15 protein-coding genes and 1 pseudogene are annotated in these 15,060 nt (G+C 61.9%); 3 read left to right on the top strand and 13 right to left on the bottom strand.

All coding sequences use genetic code 11. The features are described 5' to 3' along the window. Positions 1-14 precede the first annotated feature (14 nt). The 4 genes and pseudogenes from ACV4UY_RS04740 to ACV4UY_RS04755 all read right to left on the bottom strand — a co-directional run. Positions 15-518, bottom strand: a complete 504-nt coding sequence (locus ACV4UY_RS04740) for an arsenate reductase ArsC (protein WP_491606497.1) — start codon at positions 516-518, stop codon at positions 15-17. Positions 519-551: 33 nt separating this feature from the next. Then, positions 552-785 carry a thioredoxin family protein gene (locus ACV4UY_RS04745; protein WP_491606498.1) on the bottom strand — a complete coding sequence of 78 codons (234 nt, stop codon included), beginning with the start codon at positions 783-785 and terminating at the stop codon, positions 552-554. A gap of 18 nt (positions 786-803) precedes the next feature. Then, positions 804-1,769 (bottom strand): permease, encoded by a 966-nt coding sequence (locus ACV4UY_RS04750; protein ID WP_491606499.1) that lies wholly within the window; start codon positions 1,767-1,769, stop codon positions 804-806. A gap of 237 nt (positions 1,770-2,006) precedes the next feature. Then, a pseudogene (locus ACV4UY_RS04755) lies at positions 2,007-2,225 on the bottom strand (IS1 family transposase); the annotation flags it as partial. Between the two features lie 334 nt (positions 2,226-2,559). Between ACV4UY_RS04755 and ACV4UY_RS04760 the strand changes: the two are divergent. Next, complete coding sequence (locus tag ACV4UY_RS04760; protein WP_491606500.1) at positions 2,560-3,678, top strand: glycosyltransferase family 4 protein; 1,119 nt, start codon at positions 2,560-2,562, stop codon at positions 3,676-3,678. Between the two features lie 3 nt (positions 3,679-3,681). Here ACV4UY_RS04760 and ACV4UY_RS04765 read toward each other — a convergent pair whose 3' ends face one another. The 4 genes from ACV4UY_RS04765 to ACV4UY_RS04780 are packed head-to-tail and all read right to left on the bottom strand — an operon-like array spanning position 3,682 to position 6,989. Beyond that, the gene (locus ACV4UY_RS04765) at positions 3,682-4,728 is read right to left on the bottom strand and encodes a lysylphosphatidylglycerol synthase transmembrane domain-containing protein (RefSeq protein ID WP_491606501.1); all 1,047 of its coding nucleotides are present in this window, start codon (positions 4,726-4,728) and stop codon (positions 3,682-3,684) included. Positions 4,729-4,753: 25 nt separating this feature from the next. After that, the gene (locus ACV4UY_RS04770; protein WP_491606502.1) at positions 4,754-5,056 is read right to left on the bottom strand and encodes a hypothetical protein; all 303 of its coding nucleotides are present in this window, start codon (positions 5,054-5,056) and stop codon (positions 4,754-4,756) included. Continuing rightward, positions 5,053-6,408 carry a hypothetical protein gene (locus ACV4UY_RS04775; RefSeq protein WP_491606503.1) on the bottom strand — a complete coding sequence of 452 codons (1,356 nt, stop codon included), beginning with the start codon at positions 6,406-6,408 and terminating at the stop codon, positions 5,053-5,055. The genes ACV4UY_RS04770 and ACV4UY_RS04775 overlap by 4 nt, the downstream gene beginning before the upstream one ends. A gap of 41 nt (positions 6,409-6,449) precedes the next feature. Next, positions 6,450-6,989, bottom strand: coding sequence for a hypothetical protein (locus ACV4UY_RS04780; RefSeq protein ID WP_491606504.1), 540 nt, complete (start codon positions 6,987-6,989; stop codon positions 6,450-6,452). 306 nt (positions 6,990-7,295) lie between these two features. On the opposite strand from ACV4UY_RS04780, the gene ACV4UY_RS04785 reads away from it, so the two are divergent. Further along, positions 7,296-7,805, top strand: a complete 510-nt coding sequence (locus tag ACV4UY_RS04785) for a prepilin-type N-terminal cleavage/methylation domain-containing protein (protein WP_491606505.1) — start codon at positions 7,296-7,298, stop codon at positions 7,803-7,805. An 8-nt stretch (positions 7,806-7,813) separates the two neighbouring features. Here ACV4UY_RS04785 and ACV4UY_RS04790 read toward each other — a convergent pair whose 3' ends face one another. From ACV4UY_RS04790 to ACV4UY_RS04805, 4 genes are all read right to left on the bottom strand, one after another. Beyond that, positions 7,814-8,752 carry a 4-(cytidine 5'-diphospho)-2-C-methyl-D-erythritol kinase gene (locus ACV4UY_RS04790; RefSeq protein WP_491606506.1) on the bottom strand — a complete coding sequence of 313 codons (939 nt, stop codon included), beginning with the start codon at positions 8,750-8,752 and terminating at the stop codon, positions 7,814-7,816. A gap of 5 nt (positions 8,753-8,757) precedes the next feature. Then, positions 8,758-9,570, bottom strand: a complete 813-nt coding sequence (locus tag ACV4UY_RS04795) for a lipoprotein insertase outer membrane protein LolB (protein WP_491606507.1) — start codon at positions 9,568-9,570, stop codon at positions 8,758-8,760. Next, on the bottom strand, positions 9,567-11,387 hold the full coding sequence (locus ACV4UY_RS04800) for a tetratricopeptide repeat protein (RefSeq protein WP_491606508.1): 1,821 nt from the start codon (positions 11,385-11,387) through the stop codon (positions 9,567-9,569). The genes ACV4UY_RS04795 and ACV4UY_RS04800 overlap by 4 nt, the downstream gene beginning before the upstream one ends. Before the next feature lie 473 nt (positions 11,388-11,860). After that, a complete protein-coding gene (locus ACV4UY_RS04805; RefSeq protein ID WP_420904016.1) occupies positions 11,861-12,079 on the bottom strand; it encodes a DUF1858 domain-containing protein in 219 nt (72 codons plus the stop codon). A gap of 337 nt (positions 12,080-12,416) precedes the next feature. Here ACV4UY_RS04805 and rpmB point away from each other — a divergent pair, with 337 nt between their 5' ends. Beyond that, positions 12,417-12,713, top strand: coding sequence for a 50S ribosomal protein L28 (gene rpmB, locus ACV4UY_RS04810; protein WP_491606509.1), 297 nt, complete (start codon positions 12,417-12,419; stop codon positions 12,711-12,713). A 427-nt stretch (positions 12,714-13,140) separates the two neighbouring features. On the opposite strand, the gene ACV4UY_RS04815 is transcribed toward rpmB, so the two are convergent. Further along, complete coding sequence (locus tag ACV4UY_RS04815) at positions 13,141-14,337, bottom strand: cofactor-independent phosphoglycerate mutase (RefSeq protein WP_491606510.1); 1,197 nt, start codon at positions 14,335-14,337, stop codon at positions 13,141-13,143. Positions 14,338-15,060 lie beyond the last annotated feature (723 nt).

Genomic DNA, 15,060 nt, shown 5'->3' on the forward strand with positions numbered 1-15,060 from the left:
TCACCACCGCCAACTCAATCCATGCCACCGATGCGATCCAACTCCCGTTTCAACGCGTCGGGATCCAGCGTTTCCAGGGACAACCCCAGAAAGGCCTGTACCCGCCGTTCCAACCGCTCCAAGGTGGTGCGAAACACCCCCAGGGCCGCATGATCATCCAAACCCTCGGCCATGCGGCCCGGCTCCTCCATCCCCCAGTGGGCCTTGAGCGGCGCCCCTGGCCAGATGGGGCACATCTCGCCTGCGGCGCCATCGCACACCGTGATCACCACCGACATGCGCGGGGCCTCGGGCAGGGCGAACGCATCCCAAACCTTGCTCCGCGCCCCCTCCACGGAGATTCCCCGTTCCGCCAGGACGCGCAAAGCCAGGGGATGGACCTGGCCACTCGGATGGCTGCCGGCGCTGAACGCACCGACCCGACCTCCGGCGTGATGGTTGAGCAGCGCCTCGGCCAGGATGCTGCGCGCGGAATTATGGGTACATAAAAAAAGCACGTTCAAGCGGGACATGGCCATGCAATCTCCTCTGGGACAATCAGGATTATATGATTAAAGCAACCATTGATCCACTTGCGAGGCGCCGGGAACACTCCCGACGTGAATCACCTTGCCATCCAGCACCACGCCCGGGGTGGACATCACCCCAAAGCCGAGAATAGCGGCCATGTCAGTGATCTTCTCCAACTCGATCGCCACGCCCAACGCCGAGGCTCGGGTTTCGATCAACTGGGCGGTGTTCAGACAGTTTTTGCATCCAGGTCCCAGCACCTTGAAGGATTTCACGTCCACTCTCCCTTTGTTTCAGGCAAACAGCTCGTTGAGCAGATAGCCGACGACGGTGAAGGCCATCGCCAGAAAAATTCCGAAGAAAAACAGCATTTGCGGCTTGAGAACCTTGCGCAGCATGACGAACTCCGGCACCGAGATCCCCACGATGCTCATCATGAAGGCGATTACGGTACCGATCGGCACCCCCTTGTCGAGCAAGGCTTCGGCGACCGGGATGATGCCGGTGGCATTGGAATAGAGCGGCAGTCCCATCAGCACGGCGGTGGGCACGGCCAGGGGGTTGTCCGGCGCGGCGTACTCCAGAAAAATCTCGCGCGGCACATACCCGTGCAGAGCCGAACCTACTCCGATTCCCACCAGGACATAGACCCAGATACGCCGGACGATGGTGTCAACCTCACCGGCGGCATAGCGAATGCGCCCCATCAGGGAGTCATCCACCTCGCCCATGGCGACCGCCCCCATACGGATCGACCAGACGTACCCCTCGACCCATCGCTCCAGGCGGAACCGATCGATGAGCAGACCGCCGAGGATTCCCACCCCCATGCCGGTGACCACATACACGATGGCCATTTTCCAGCCCATGATCGAGGCCAGGATAACCACCGCCACCTCGTTGACCAGCGGCGAGGTGATCAGAAAGGCCATGGTCACCCCGAGGGGAATACCGCCCTCGAGAAAACCGATGAACAGAGGGACCGAAGAGCAGGAACAGAACGGGGTGATCGCCCCCAGCATCACGGCCAACAGATACCCCACGCCATGGGATTTACCGGTGATATAGCCTCGCACCTTCTCCGGCGCGAGCCAGGTGCGGAACAGTCCCATGATGAACACTACCGCGACCAGCAAAAAGAAGATCTTGGTCGTGTCCTCCACGAAAAAGTGGACGGATTGGCCCAGTTTGGAGTCCGACGCCAGTCCCAGCCAAGAGAAGACCAACCGGTCCGCGAATGTGGAGAAGAGTTCCAACATGGTTCATCCCATCCCAACCGAGCGCGCGTGTCGTAGTGATCTCCCGACCATCGGGAGATCACCGGGATGGCGCAACTCCGGGCTCAACATATCTTTGAATCCTAATATGCATCAAAACAGATATACAGTCAACCGTATTTTATGCTCTGCCCGAAAAATGGCACTGGGCTCCGACTGTTCACAAATACCACCATGGAACCAATTGGACCGGTTCCTCTTGCCGATTCCCCATCACAATCAAGCGACCTTCCTCATCCGCAAGATCGTTTCCACCGAGAGTGGGGCCTTCCGAATCCCCAAGTTGACAGCAGGCACCTTACCAGTCGTCCAATGATGACCAACAAAGTTATGGATGATTAAATGGGCATCCAGTGTCCTTTGCAGCCCATCCTTCGTTTTGGCGTAGGTGTTCGTTCGTCGTCGGAAAGCGCTGTTACGACGGCGGGTGGCGGCATCACCAAACAGACTCTTACAGGTTGCGCGTGCATGCCATCCCCAAGACACGAATCGGTTTGACTGGACGACAGGTCATACCGGATCCTGTCGGACGAAGCGATGACACGAATGACCTGAGTCGGAAACGTCCAAATATCTGTTAAATCAAATATATATTTATACAAATATACAGTTAACCATATTTCTTGATGAAGAAGTTACCGTAACTTTTAAACTTGACCCCTCCCCGGCGCGGCGGCAAGATCGAACGCCGACGGTTACGATGCGGCCCGCCCCATCCTCCAACCCCACCCTGCCCGTCCACGCGGATCCATCACCCCTTGGAAGAAGGTCCATGAACACCCCTCTCAAGATTCTACATACCGAATCCTCCCTCGGCTGGGGCGGACAGGAGCTGCGCATCCTCACCGAATCCCTCGGCATGATGAAGCGTGGCCTGGATCTTCGCCTGCTCACCCCTCGGGAGGCGACCATCTTCCAGGAGGCCCAAAAACGGGGCCTGCCGGTCGAGGCCGTGCCCATCGCCAAAAAAAATCTCCCCGGTCTCATCACGTTGCGCGAGCGGATCCAGACCCTGCAACCCGACGTGATCATCACCCACAGCTCCACCGACTCGTGGCTGACCGCCCTGGCAACCCGTTTCCTGGCCAATCGACCCGCACTGATCCGCCTGCGTCACATCTCGGCCCCGGTGCCGGTCAATCCGGCCAACCGCTGGCTCTACGGCACGGCCAGCCTCCAGGTGGTCACCACCGGCGAAGGAATCCGCGAACGGCTGATCCGGGTCAACGGCATCCCGGCGGATCAGGTCCACTCGATTCCCACCGGCATCGATCTGGAACGGTTCTCCCCCGGAGATCGACAGGCGGCCCGTGTCACCCTCGGACTGCCGGCAGAGATCCCGATCATCGGCATCGTCGCCACCCTGCGCAGCTGGAAGGGACATCACGATCTGATCGACGCCTTCGCGCGACTCAACCATCCCCGAGCCCTGCTGGTGATCGTCGGCGATGGTCCGCGGGAGGATTTTCTGAAACAACGCATCGCCGCCCTGGGGCTCTCCCCCGAGCGGGTGCGCATGACCGGACGTCAGGAGAACGTACCCCTCTGGTTGCGCGCCCTGGATCTCTTCGTGCTGCCGTCACTGGCCAACGAAGGGGTGCCCCAGGCATTGATCCAGGCCATGGCCACCGCCTTGCCCATTGTTTCGACACCGATTGGCGGCATTCCGGAGATGATCGAATCCGGGGTGAACGGCGTTCTGGTGACTCCTGGGGATGTACCGGCCTTGAGCGCGTCCATGGGGAGAGTTCTGGAGAATCCGTCCGGGGGACGGGCGCTGGGCATGGCGGCCCTTGAAGTGGCGCGTGCGCGCTGCTCCACGGAGACCATGCTCGATCGGATGGAAGGGGTGATTCAGGAGGCGTCGCGGCGTCGCGACCGGGGGCGGTGACCCCTACCCGGAGGCATCCAGGGGATCACGCGGATGCATGGCATCCCGCACCTCCTGGCGGGCGAAAAAGAACAGAATCAAACCGGGAAAGCTCCCGAGCATGGTGAGCATGCGATACATCAGAAAGATGGTGCCGTAAGGGGCCCCGGAGGGGGAGGATTCGATCCAGCGGCACACCTGATCGAAAGTCGCCTCGCCCACCCCGATGCCACCGGGGGTCAGGGGGAGAAAATTGGCGATCCAGGCCCAGGGCGTGGCAAAGACATAATCCAGGGAGGCGAGCGGACCGAGATCCAGGGACTGGGCCACCAGGACAAGGGCGACCAGCATCAACGACTGGGCTACCACCGAAAGAAGGAACGCCTGGGCCAACTGTCGGCGCGCGTTGCGGTAAAGACGCACGATCTCGATCATGCGGGCGGTCAGGCGTCCGAGGCGTCCGGAGACCAGAAAGGCGGCGAAGCGGGGCGAACGGCCCACATGTTTGGCCAACCGGTAGATCAACAACGCCCCAAGCGGCAGAGCCAGCACGAACACCGCCACCGTGATCGCCATGAAACGCAGGGTGACGGACCCCATCACCAGTTGCGGCTGAAAAGCCACCACGAAAAGCGCGATGACCAGCATGACATGCAACCCCACCAGTCGATCGACAAACAGGGTGGAGAGGGCTTCCAGTTTCTGAGTGGGAGCCACGCGCATGGCGTGGGCCATGCGGACCGCATCGCCGGCCATGCCGCCGCCGGGCAACACCAGATTGCAGAAAATGCCCAGATAGGTGATCCGTTGTCCCCAGGCGAAAGAGAGCGGAATCTGCTGGGAACGGAGGAGAATCACCCAGCGCAGGGAGATCAGGGAGTAGCTGATCAGACTGAGCAGCACCACGGCGAAGATGGTCCAGGGCGCGGCGGAAAGCTGGCCCAGGGCGGTGAAGTCGAGCTTGCCCTGCTGCCACAACAAGACGATCAAACCGGATGAAAGGATGAATTTCAACCACGGCACCAGCCGTTGCCACACACCTTGCATCACCGCTTCGGTCCCCCCGTGCATGATCGATCAGCGCGCGCCCGGCGTGTTACCGGGAGTCCCTGGCACCCGCCGCGGTCGTCTCGGAAAAACCGAGCATGGTCAACGGGATCGGCTCGACCTCCCGGACGACCGGCGTACGCAGGCCGGAGAGCTGGGATTGCCGTTCGCGGATGATCTTGCCGAGGGAGGGATCGATCGGCTGGGAGTGGGTTGAGGGGGTGGTCGCGACGGGCATGGTGAATACCGGGGCCGGAGCCCCCGGACCGGCCAACAGCCCGATCAACACGGTGATGAAAAGCCCCGTGCCGAGGGCCGCCACGGCGATCAGAGCGGTTTGCTTGACCTTCATCGACGCGCCCCCCGTTCCAGTTTCAGGTTGAAACGCAATTCGGTGACATCGGTGGAAAGTTCACGGGAGAGAATCCCGTACCCCCGCTCGCGCAGACGTCCGGCCATGGCCTCGAAGTCGGCGCTGGCCCCATCGAAAAGCTCCTGGACCCGGCCCTTGAGGGTCAGTTGGATCCTGGCTGCGTCGTCCTGCTCGATCATCACCTGATCGAAGACGATTCGGCGCCCTTCCGCGGCGTCGTGCAACTCCTTGAGCAACTCCCGCCAGGAGGGTGCCTCGCGCAGGCGCGCCAGACCATCGACAAAGGTGACCATCTTGCCCAGGGCCGGATCCACGGGCTCGGGTTTGGCGGTCGCGACCGTCAACTCCCGCTCGATCCGGTTGGCCTCGGCGTCGAGGAGTCCGGCGCGGGTATTGAACCACACGCCGGTCAGAAAAAGGAGCACGGTGAGGCCGAAAGCGATCGCCAGCACGGTCGGCAGGAGTCGTTGGGCCTGATATTGCAGCCGATCCACCACCGGCAAGGAGGCTTGGGAGACCGTCAACACGCGCAGCAGCGACGGAACGGCACTGACGATGAAGCCGTCGTCCGAACGTTTCAGAACCGTGACCGGCAAGGTTTCGAAGGGGAGCTGAAGAATCCGTCCCAGATCCCCGACCCAGGCCGCCTCGCGCAGCCGTTGCTGCTCTCCGGCGCGTTCGGTTTCGTCCGCGCCCACCCCAAGCAGCCAACCGAAATGCAGAATGCGATTCAAGGTGGCCTTGGCGCCGATCACCAGGGCACGCAACTCGCTGGCGATCGATTCGGCGAGATTCTCCTTGGCGGCGCGGCCACTGCCGTAACTGGAGACGCGGCTGGCCGCCAGCACCTGACCGGCACGCCCGATCAGGATATCCACATGACGATCGTGCTCGAAAAGCACCGCCACGGTGCGATCCTTGGGCTGCTGGTTCAAAAGGAGATACGGCAGAACATGCATGGAGAAGAGCAGATGGTGATGCGGGTCGTCATGGGCGCGATCCTCGTGGACACGCAGCCTCTCCCCCTCGACCACGGTGCAATAAAGTTCGGTGGATGTCTTTCCACGCGCCCGTTTCCAGTGGGTCAGCAGACGGGTATGCTCCTGGGCCTCGCCGCTCTCCTGGAGACGACGCCGGGCCACCACCTCGGCATAGGCCTTCGGCGCCTCGACGGTCATGAACCGGGCCATGGCCCCGCCCAAGTCGCTCACGACCCATTTATCCCCCTGGAGCGCGGCAGGATCGGCAACCGGTTCCGCCCGTCCCTCCCCCAACCGGTGGGCCAGCCCATCCAGATCCACGATCCATGCATCCGACTCGGAGATGTTCATCGTCCACCCACGCGGTTGACCATTGCGAACGCTCCCACCCCTCAACCCGGTGGAGAGACCAGATAGTGCCCGGTCAGGGAGATCAGCACCTTCTCACCCGGCACCGGCGCGGGTTCCGTCCCCTTCTCCGTCCCCCGCATGCGCGCCAGCAGTCGCGGCGGCAACCCCTCGCGGGCGGTGAGCGCGGTGATCTCGAGCTTGCCGGGCTTGAAATGGTAACGGGCGGAGGAGGTCAGATGGTTCAACAGGGTGCGCAACTCCTGTTCCGAAACGAGACGCTCCTTGATCTCGACGGCGTAGCGGGTCCACCCCTGGCGTTCGTCGAGCCGGTGTTCGGTGACCGACGCGGCGAAGCTTTTGAGTTCATCGAGGGATTTCCGATACTCCGCGGCGCGGGTCTTGGCGGCCTCCAACTCCGCGGAGCGGTTGCGGGATTGCTCCATCCGCACCGATGCGACCCGATGGGTCTCCTGGGCCGAGACCAGATAGGCCCCGGCGCCCGGCATGGCCACCATCAACCCCACGGCCATGAACAAGGAAAAACGTTGCGCCAACGCGCGCAGCCGATCAAACAGGTTCATCGTCCGCCACTCCAAGCCTGACTCGAGCATGATGGAAGCCGAGGGAATACCGACCGGCCCCATGATCACCGGAAATCAACCAGAATGCAACCTTGGCCACCCCTTTCCGTGAGGATAACCATCCCTCCGTCATCCCGTCAACCCGATGCCCCGCACAGCCCTGCTCCCACCCATTGCCCACACGAATGCATGGGACGCAGGGGTATTTTTTTTCATTGACAATACAATTCAATACCCTACCATTTGGTCGATACGTGTGTTTGCGCTCCACGGAACCCACCACCTGACAAGAGAAACCTATCGAACATGAATACCATCCGCGCCAAGCTCCTCAAGCGCCGGGAAGAGGGCTTTTCCCTCGTGGAAATGGCCATCGTTCTGGTGATCATCGGCCTGATCGTCTCGGCCATCGCCGTGGGCAAGACCACCATGGCCAAGGGTGAGGCCACCAAAGCCTTTCAGCAGTACATCAACCCCTACATCCAGGCCGTGTTGAGCAACTATCAGGGCACCGGCACCACAACCCTGAGCGCCGCCACCCAAAAAGAGCTTCTGGCCTCCTACAAGTACGGCGACGGCTCCATCGAACTCGATGCCGCCAACACCAAGGCGACCGCCTCCGGTCAGCTGACCGTGGCCTTCAAACTCACCGGACTCTCCGGCGATCAGGGCGGCGAGTTGGCCAATGTCTTCCGCAACGCCCTGGCCGGCACCACCCTGGACGCCAACGGCTCCTCCACGGTCAATGCCTCCAACGCCCTGCTCTCCGCCACCTTCCGCGTGCCCGCCGTCAACATCGGCGCCGCCGCCAACTGATATCCACCCTACCGTGGACCTCCCGATCCGGGATGTCCACGGTCAGGATCCCGCTCGTCTCCCCAGCCCGCGTAAAACGGGTGCCGGTTGAGAATCACGCCTGAAAAAACCCGCCAATCCGCATGGTTGGCACCGATTCCGGCCACCGCTTCCATCGCCCGTGCGACATCCGGAAACACCCCGAACACCGTCGAACCACTGCCGGACATCAACGTCGCCCGCGCGCCCGCCGCTTCAAGCGCCGCGCGGGCCGCGCCGATCTTCGGCTCGATCTCCAAGGCCGGCGCTTCCAGATCGTTCTCCAACGCGCCAATCCACCCCTCGCCCGCCGCTGGCATGCCAAGCGGGTCGGCGCGTACCGGAAATCGACCGTTCAACCGTTGAAACACCCGTCCGGTCGCCACCCCCGCTCCGGGAAACACCAACACCAACGCCCCGGTCAACGCCTCGGCAAACGGAATCAACCGCTCCCCGATTCCCCCGACCCAGGCGGAACGCCCACCCAGGAAAAAGGGGACATCCGCACCCAACCGCACCCCCAACTCGATCAGCTCCGCCAGACTCCGCTCCAGCCCCCACAGCCGGTTCAAGGCCAAAAGCGTCAACGCCGCATCCGACGATCCCCCACCCAAACCCGCGCCATGCGGGATTTGTTTCACCAGTTCCAGCCGCGCGCCGCATGACACCGCATAACGCTCGGCCAGCAGACGGGCGGCGCGCCAGACCAGATTCTCCTCCACCGATCCGGTAACCGGCGGATCGCACGCCAGCGAGATCCCGCCGTCGGTGACCGTCACGGTCAATGCGTCATACAGCGGAAAAAAGACCATCCACGATTCGAGCCGGTGATACCCATCCGCGCGACGACCCACCACCCGCAGGGCCAGATTCAGCTTGGCCGGAGCCTGGAAACAGGCCGTTGCACCGAGGACCGCGCGCCCGGTCATGCGGACTACGGCTCCAGGGGACGCGACAGGGTGAAACCCGCGTCCAACGCCTGTTCGAATTGGGCTTTGGTGGGACCTTCGGACGGGAACCGCCAGTTCCGCAACACGAACTCCATGCGGATTTTCGGTTGATCCAGAGTGACCAGGATGGTCTCCGGCATCAGATGGGCGCTGGCGCGCCGCACGCCGGAATCGGGCCAGGTGTAGACCGTCCGATACCGGGATCCGGGAGCCACGGTGCCGGTTCGTTCACGAATCCGTCCGCTCTCCGGATCGAGCCACAACCACTCCCCGGAACGGCTCTCGATCCGTGCGCCGGAGGGCTCCAGGGGCAGGGTGGTGGCGGATTCGACCGCCTCGGCCTGTCCCATGATCCAGGCGAACAGACGCTCCGGAGGGATCGGCACGCCGATCAGATGGTGCAACCCCTCGGAAGTGGCCGGCACCTCGGTGACCATGCGTTTGTCGGGATCGACCCAGCGTATCCGCCCGTCACGGGCGAGCAACTCCGCCGCGACCTCTCGGAACGGACCGCGCACGCGCATGCGCACCTGCGACCCGCCGCTGCCCAGAAGCTCGATGCGGTTGCGTCGTCCCTGGTCCGAGGTTTCGATCTCCAGGGCGCCCTCGACCGCCCAGTGGAGAGGTCCCTCGCGACGCACCCCCTGCTCCTTCTGGTAGCGTTCGACCACCACCCCGCCCGGAACGGTGCGTGGCGACTCGCGCGACGGATCCTCAAGGACGGCGCAGGCGGACAGCAGCACGCCACAACCGATCGCCACGGCACGAATGAACGCGCGGGAATCGAGACGGATCAACGGGTCGCACCGTTACCGGAGAGATCATGCCTGGTTCCACCATTGGCATCGCTGCTCTTGGTGGACGCATCGCCCTCCTGGGCGTGACGGTCGATCTTGGCCCGCAAGGCATCGTTGGAGCTGTTGAGTTCCAGGGACTGACGCCAGACCGTCAACGCCTCCTTGATCCGGCCCGAGGCGGCCAGCACATCCCCCAGATGTTCGCGAATGGTGGGATCCTTGGGTTCCATGCGCACCGCCTCGCGCATGCGGGTCAAGGCCTCGTCCAGGCGGTTCATGCGGTAAAGCACCCAACCGAGGCTGTCGAGGATGAAGCCATCGCCGGGGGCCAACTGGGAGGCCCTGATGATCAGTTTGTGGGCCTCTTCGAGCTTTTCGTTGCGTTCCGCCCAGGTATAGCCGAGATAGTTCAGGGCGTGGGCATCGTCCGGGTTCTTGCCCAGATACTGTTGGAGATCCTGCTCGGCCTCGGGCCAACGTTGGAGTTTATCCAGGGCCATGGCGCGGTTGAACAGGAAGCGACTCTGATCCGGGGCCAGATGCAACCCCTTGGAGGCGGTATCCACCACCGCGTCGTACTCCTCCTCCTGGAAGAGAATCACGGTGAGGGCGAGCAGCACCTCGATCCGGTCCGGATAGGCATCGTTGAGGGATTTCAAACGACTGGCCGCCTCCTTGCCCTTTTTTTCGCTGGCATCCAGGAAGGCGATGCGCACCTGGGCCTCCAGATAGAAGGGGTCGTCCGACTTGATCGATTCGTAGGCGTTGCGAGCATCGCGCAGCCGGTCCAGGGACTCGAGGGTCTGACCGATGTAGTAGGCCACGCCGCTGTTGCCCGGACGCACCGCATCCGCCAGGCGCAACTCCTGCAACGCCTCCTCGAAGTGACGCTGACTCATCAGGATGAGCGCCGAGGTCAGCCGCGCCTGCACGCTGCCGGGGGAGAGACGGGCAATGGTGCGGAACTCTTCGAGCGCGGCGGCGCGATCCTCCTGGGTGAGCAGCAGGCGACCCAGCCGACTGTGGATGGTCTCGCTCTCCGGATTGCGCGACAGGAACTCCCGATAGATGGTCTCGGCCTCCTTGGGACGATCCATCTCCTGCAAGGCGGCACCGAGGGCCAGGATCGGCTCGAGTTGATCCGGAGCCTGTTTGCGCGCCTTGCGGAAATACTCAAGGGATTTTTTCAGGTCGTTCATGTGCACATAGGCGCGGCCCATGGCCAGATTGGCCTTCCAGGCCACGTCGGACTTGGCGAAAAGCGGCGCCAAAGCCCCCTTGGCACGGGCCGGGTCCTTGAGCCGACCATAAATCTGGGCCAGCATCAGACGCGCCGACAGATGATCGGGCTGTTTCCTGATCAACGCCTCGTAGTGGCTGGCCGACTCCGGATAGCGTTCCAGGGCGTTGAGGAGCCCCGCGAGCAGCAAACGGGCCTTCACGTTGTCGGCGTCGAGGGCGACCGCCTCCTGGGCATAGCGGGCCGCCACGTTGAGTTCGCCGCGCTGCGTGGCCAGATGCGAGACGATCAGTCGCGCCTCGACCGACTTGGGATCCCCCTCGGCCACCCGGACGAAGGCGTTCTCGGCCTCCTCCCAGCGCCGGTCGCCCATCATCATGTGCCCCAGGACATAATAATAATAGACGCCATCCGCGCTCGGTTTTTCCGGGGATGGGGGCTGGGATGTTCCTGCGGTCTCCACCCGGGCGCCCTGGTTTTTCTCGTCCTTGGGAGCTTCCGCGGATGCGGTTGGGGTGCCATTCACCGGTCCCACGGCCACGCAACCGGACATGACCAGTCCGGAGAACAGGCTCAACCACCGAACGCCCCTTTTACCACCCACCAATCGTCTCATCATGCCATGCCTTTGCCACCGGAACCCGTGACCGGTTACCGATATGAACGTGCTCGATGGAAGGAGAACCCCTCACCCCCAACCCTGGACGATCCTGACGGGATTCCACGGAATCGTGGCACGATGCGAACAGACCCAGCATCACCACACCCGTGTCGCTCCCTGACCAGAGTTCCATGCCTTAAAGCGCGATCGTGTGACGGAAACGGACCTGCTTCCGTCCACAAAAGCCGCGCGCTGACGCGCGCGCAGGACGAGACAAAGCAGGTCGAGCACCGGGAACGATCATGGAATTGTAATCGATTTCAAGGTAAACGCCGTGAGATGACCGCCTGGAACAGCAGCGCGGGAAAATCTTTTTGCGACCCTTCCGAACAGACAGCATAGCACGGATCCAAATGCCTTTCCAGCGCCATTTGGCTCCATGCGGAAATTCATGTCTCTTCGCTGACCTGGCCGTCGTCAGCCCACTGGATCTCCTGGATCAGTTTGGCCAGGTCCAATCCATACATACGCGCCACATCGCTCAACGTATCCACTTCGGAGGCCAGACACTCTCCGCAATCGATCCCCTTGAGCGCCAACATCCGCGCAAGTCCGGGATGTTCCCGCATCAAATGGGCCATGGTTTTGTTCGCATCGATGCCACCCATTCCCGCCCCCTTCCCTACCACCCTTTTCGATCGAAAGTTGCATGATGAGGGAGCCCCTCACCCCGTCTGAGCGCACACCCTTCGGACTCGTCACGATCGAATGGCGTGCGTTGCGCTTCCGCGGGTTTCCTTAATTGGAGAACAGTGTGCCATTCCCGCCATCGCATGGCAACAAGATTCCACGCGACCGGATCGCGCATTCAACCGAAAACCCGGGACGGACAAAATCAGAACCCACCCTTGCATCCAAGGCCACGATATGCGATACTTGTTTTTTGAGTTCAGACTCGATCTCGACCATTTCAACCCTCTGCTCTGAATTCACGGGAGAGCATTCGTGACAAGAAAACTGACCATGGGCGGTAAAGCCCCGCAAACCGGTTACCGGGTCTCCCACTCCCACCGGAGAACCAAGCATGTCTGGCTGCCCAACATCCAAAAACGGGCGCTGTTCAGCATGGCTCTGCGGCAGAGCTTCCAGATGACCCTGCCCACCGAGACCTTGCGCTCCGTGGACAAGGCCGGCGGCCTGGACAACTTCCTCCTGCAAATCGATACCGGGTTGCTCAACGAGCCGATGCGTCGCCTCCAGGCCCGCATCCGCGAGCGCGCCACCCGCGAAGCCACCGCCTGATCCCACGTCATCACGATCCTTGGAGGCTGTTTGGCATTTGCCAAACAGCCGACGCAGGCCATTCATGGCCCGCCAAATTGCGCAGCCATTTGAGAAGCCCGAATCGTTTTTTTCGATTCGGGCCGGTTTGGTGATGCCATGACTTGGTGATTCCATGAATGGAATCACCAAACCGGTCTCTTGAAATCTGTCCAGGCCATCATTCCTTATCATGGACCTCCCGAACATGATAAGGAATGGGTGAGAGGGTTCTCCCCCCCATCAGGCGAGTTCCATGCTCGACGTGTCTCCAGACATCCCAAAAAAGCGGGCCGTTCCGCAATCATGCGAAACGGCCCGCTTTTTTTAACCCGGATCCAACCAAAGACATCCTGTCGGCCAGGTCGAACGCCCGTTCGGAACGTCCGACCCAACCGTTGAAACACCATCACAACCCGTGATTGAGAAAATAAGGCATCAACCGGATGCCCGGATCAAAAGTCACCGAAGCGCTCTGCAACAAATTCTCGTCATAGACCTGGTTGCCATCCGGCGCGATGCCATGCCCGACCATCGCGAAAGGAACCGGACCCGGATCGTGGGTCTTGGTCACCAGCGGCGTCGGATGGTCCGGCAGGGCCATGGCCCGGAACGGACCTCGCCTGGCCAACGCCTCAAGCACCGGTCCCACCAACCGCGCGTCGAAATCCTCGATCGCCTTGAGCTTGTAATCCATGCGCCCGGCATGCCCCGCCTCGTCCGGGGACTCCACATGCACGAACATCAGGTCGCGCGTCTCCAACCCCTCCAGACAGGCCCGAGCCTTACCCTCGTAATCGGTGTCGATCCAACCCGTGGCCCCCGGCACATGCAACACGTCGAAACCGATGTGGGCCGCGATGCCGCGCATCAAATCCACCGCCGAAATGATCCCGCCGCTCTTACCGAACCGCTCCTGAAAACGGGGCAGGACCGGCTTGCGACCATGCCCCCACAACCAGATCGAGTTGGCTGGCCGCTTGCCCTGGGCCACCCGCGCCAGATTGACCGGATGGTCGGCGAGAAAGGCCCACGAGGCGCGCATCAGCGCGAAAATCGGCTCCGCGTCCGGTCCCTCCGGGGTGGCACCCTCGATCGGTTTGTCGGAAATGTCGTGGGGTGGACGGCTCGTCAACCGATCCCCGCCGTTGCGCCACACCAGCAGATGACGGTAGCTGACGCCAGGGTAGAATTGAAACCGATCCGAACCGAGCCGCTCGTTCAAGGTTTCGATAATTTTTGAAGCCTCGGCTGAGGAGATGTGTTCGGCGGAGAAATCACCCATGACCGAGAAATGGTCCGCCAGCGTGACCAGGTTGCAGCGGAAGGCGATGTCATCGGGACCGAGTTCGACCCCCATGGCCGCGGCCTCCAGCGGGCTGCGCCCGGTGTAGCTCTGGGTCACGTCGTAGCCGAGCACGCCGAGATTGGCGATGTCGCTGCCCGGATAGTACCCATCCGGGGTGTTGAGGGACCATCCACCGATCCCCTCGCGGACCATGCGATCCATGTTGGTGGTGCGGGCCGCCATCAGCGGCGTGCGGCCCCCGAGCGCCTCCAGGGGACGGTCACTCATGCCATCCCCGAGAAAAATCACGTATTTCATCGCCAACTCCCGTTTTCTGAGGCATCAGGACAGGCCGGAAGGCCACGGATCCGATGAGGCCTGCTCCGAGGCGATGCGCCCTGGCATGTGGGTGGGCTACCGGAATGCACGGACGGTTCAGCCCGGATACATCATCAGACCATCCGAACGAGAAAGAGTTTCATTCCGTCCGTTCGGAAGTTGTAACTATTCAGGACCCCCAAGTTGGCGGGGTCCAGGGGCCACTGGCCCCTGGTGGGATCCAAGGGCGAAGCCCTTGGGAAATTGCTTTTGATTTTGTCTTTTGCGCGCTCTTCACGATAAGCCAATTTTCGCGATTTTTGCGAAAATTGGCGCAAGCGCGCAGTCTTATGTGCCCTAAGTCGTTGCCGATTTTGGGCAACGACTTAGGGCACATGGCACATCAGCACATAAGCCGCACTCCCGCATCCTTGGAGCCGTTAAGAAATTACATGGACTTTTAACTGTTAACGTTTGTCAGAATAGCACATGTGGCTGGCACACAGAAGTCCAAGTTATTTTTTTACGGATCCTTTGGTTTCTTGGGCCATGTTCGCGGGAAGGTTTCGCCAAAGACGCGAAACCTTCCCGCAGCCAAGGCCGCGCGCAGCGATTTTTCGCATAAAAACGCGAAAAATCGCTCTTTTGAAGAGCGCGCTCAAGTCAAAAACAACACCTCGGAGGCTCTGCCTCCGAACCTCCGCCGGGGACCTTGCGGTCCCC

This window comes from Candidatus Magnetaquiglobus sp., from assembly GCF_058402785.1.

Coding starts and splice junctions, on each gene's coding strand:
- ACV4UY_RS04740 (WP_491606497.1), bottom strand. CDS start 518: ATGGCCATGTCCCGCTTGAACGTGCTTTTTTTATGTACCCATAATTCC.
- ACV4UY_RS04750 (WP_491606499.1), bottom strand. CDS start 1,769: ATGTTGGAACTCTTCTCCACATTCGCGGACCGGTTGGTCTTCTCTTGG.
- ACV4UY_RS04760 (WP_491606500.1), top strand. CDS start 2,560: ATGAACACCCCTCTCAAGATTCTACATACCGAATCCTCCCTCGGCTGG.
- ACV4UY_RS04765 (WP_491606501.1), bottom strand. CDS start 4,728: ATGCACGGGGGGACCGAAGCGGTGATGCAAGGTGTGTGGCAACGGCTG.
- ACV4UY_RS04770 (WP_491606502.1), bottom strand. CDS start 5,056: ATGAAGGTCAAGCAAACCGCTCTGATCGCCGTGGCGGCCCTCGGCACG.
- ACV4UY_RS04775 (WP_491606503.1), bottom strand. CDS start 6,408: ATGAACATCTCCGAGTCGGATGCATGGATCGTGGATCTGGATGGGCTG.
- ACV4UY_RS04780 (WP_491606504.1), bottom strand. CDS start 6,989: ATGAACCTGTTTGATCGGCTGCGCGCGTTGGCGCAACGTTTTTCCTTG.
- ACV4UY_RS04785 (WP_491606505.1), top strand. CDS start 7,296: ATGAATACCATCCGCGCCAAGCTCCTCAAGCGCCGGGAAGAGGGCTTT.
- ACV4UY_RS04790 (WP_491606506.1), bottom strand. CDS start 8,752: ATGACCGGGCGCGCGGTCCTCGGTGCAACGGCCTGTTTCCAGGCTCCG.
- ACV4UY_RS04805 (WP_420904016.1), bottom strand. CDS start 12,079: ATGGGTGGCATCGATGCGAACAAAACCATGGCCCATTTGATGCGGGAA.
- ACV4UY_RS04815 (WP_491606510.1), bottom strand. CDS start 14,337: ATGAAATACGTGATTTTTCTCGGGGATGGCATGAGTGACCGTCCCCTG.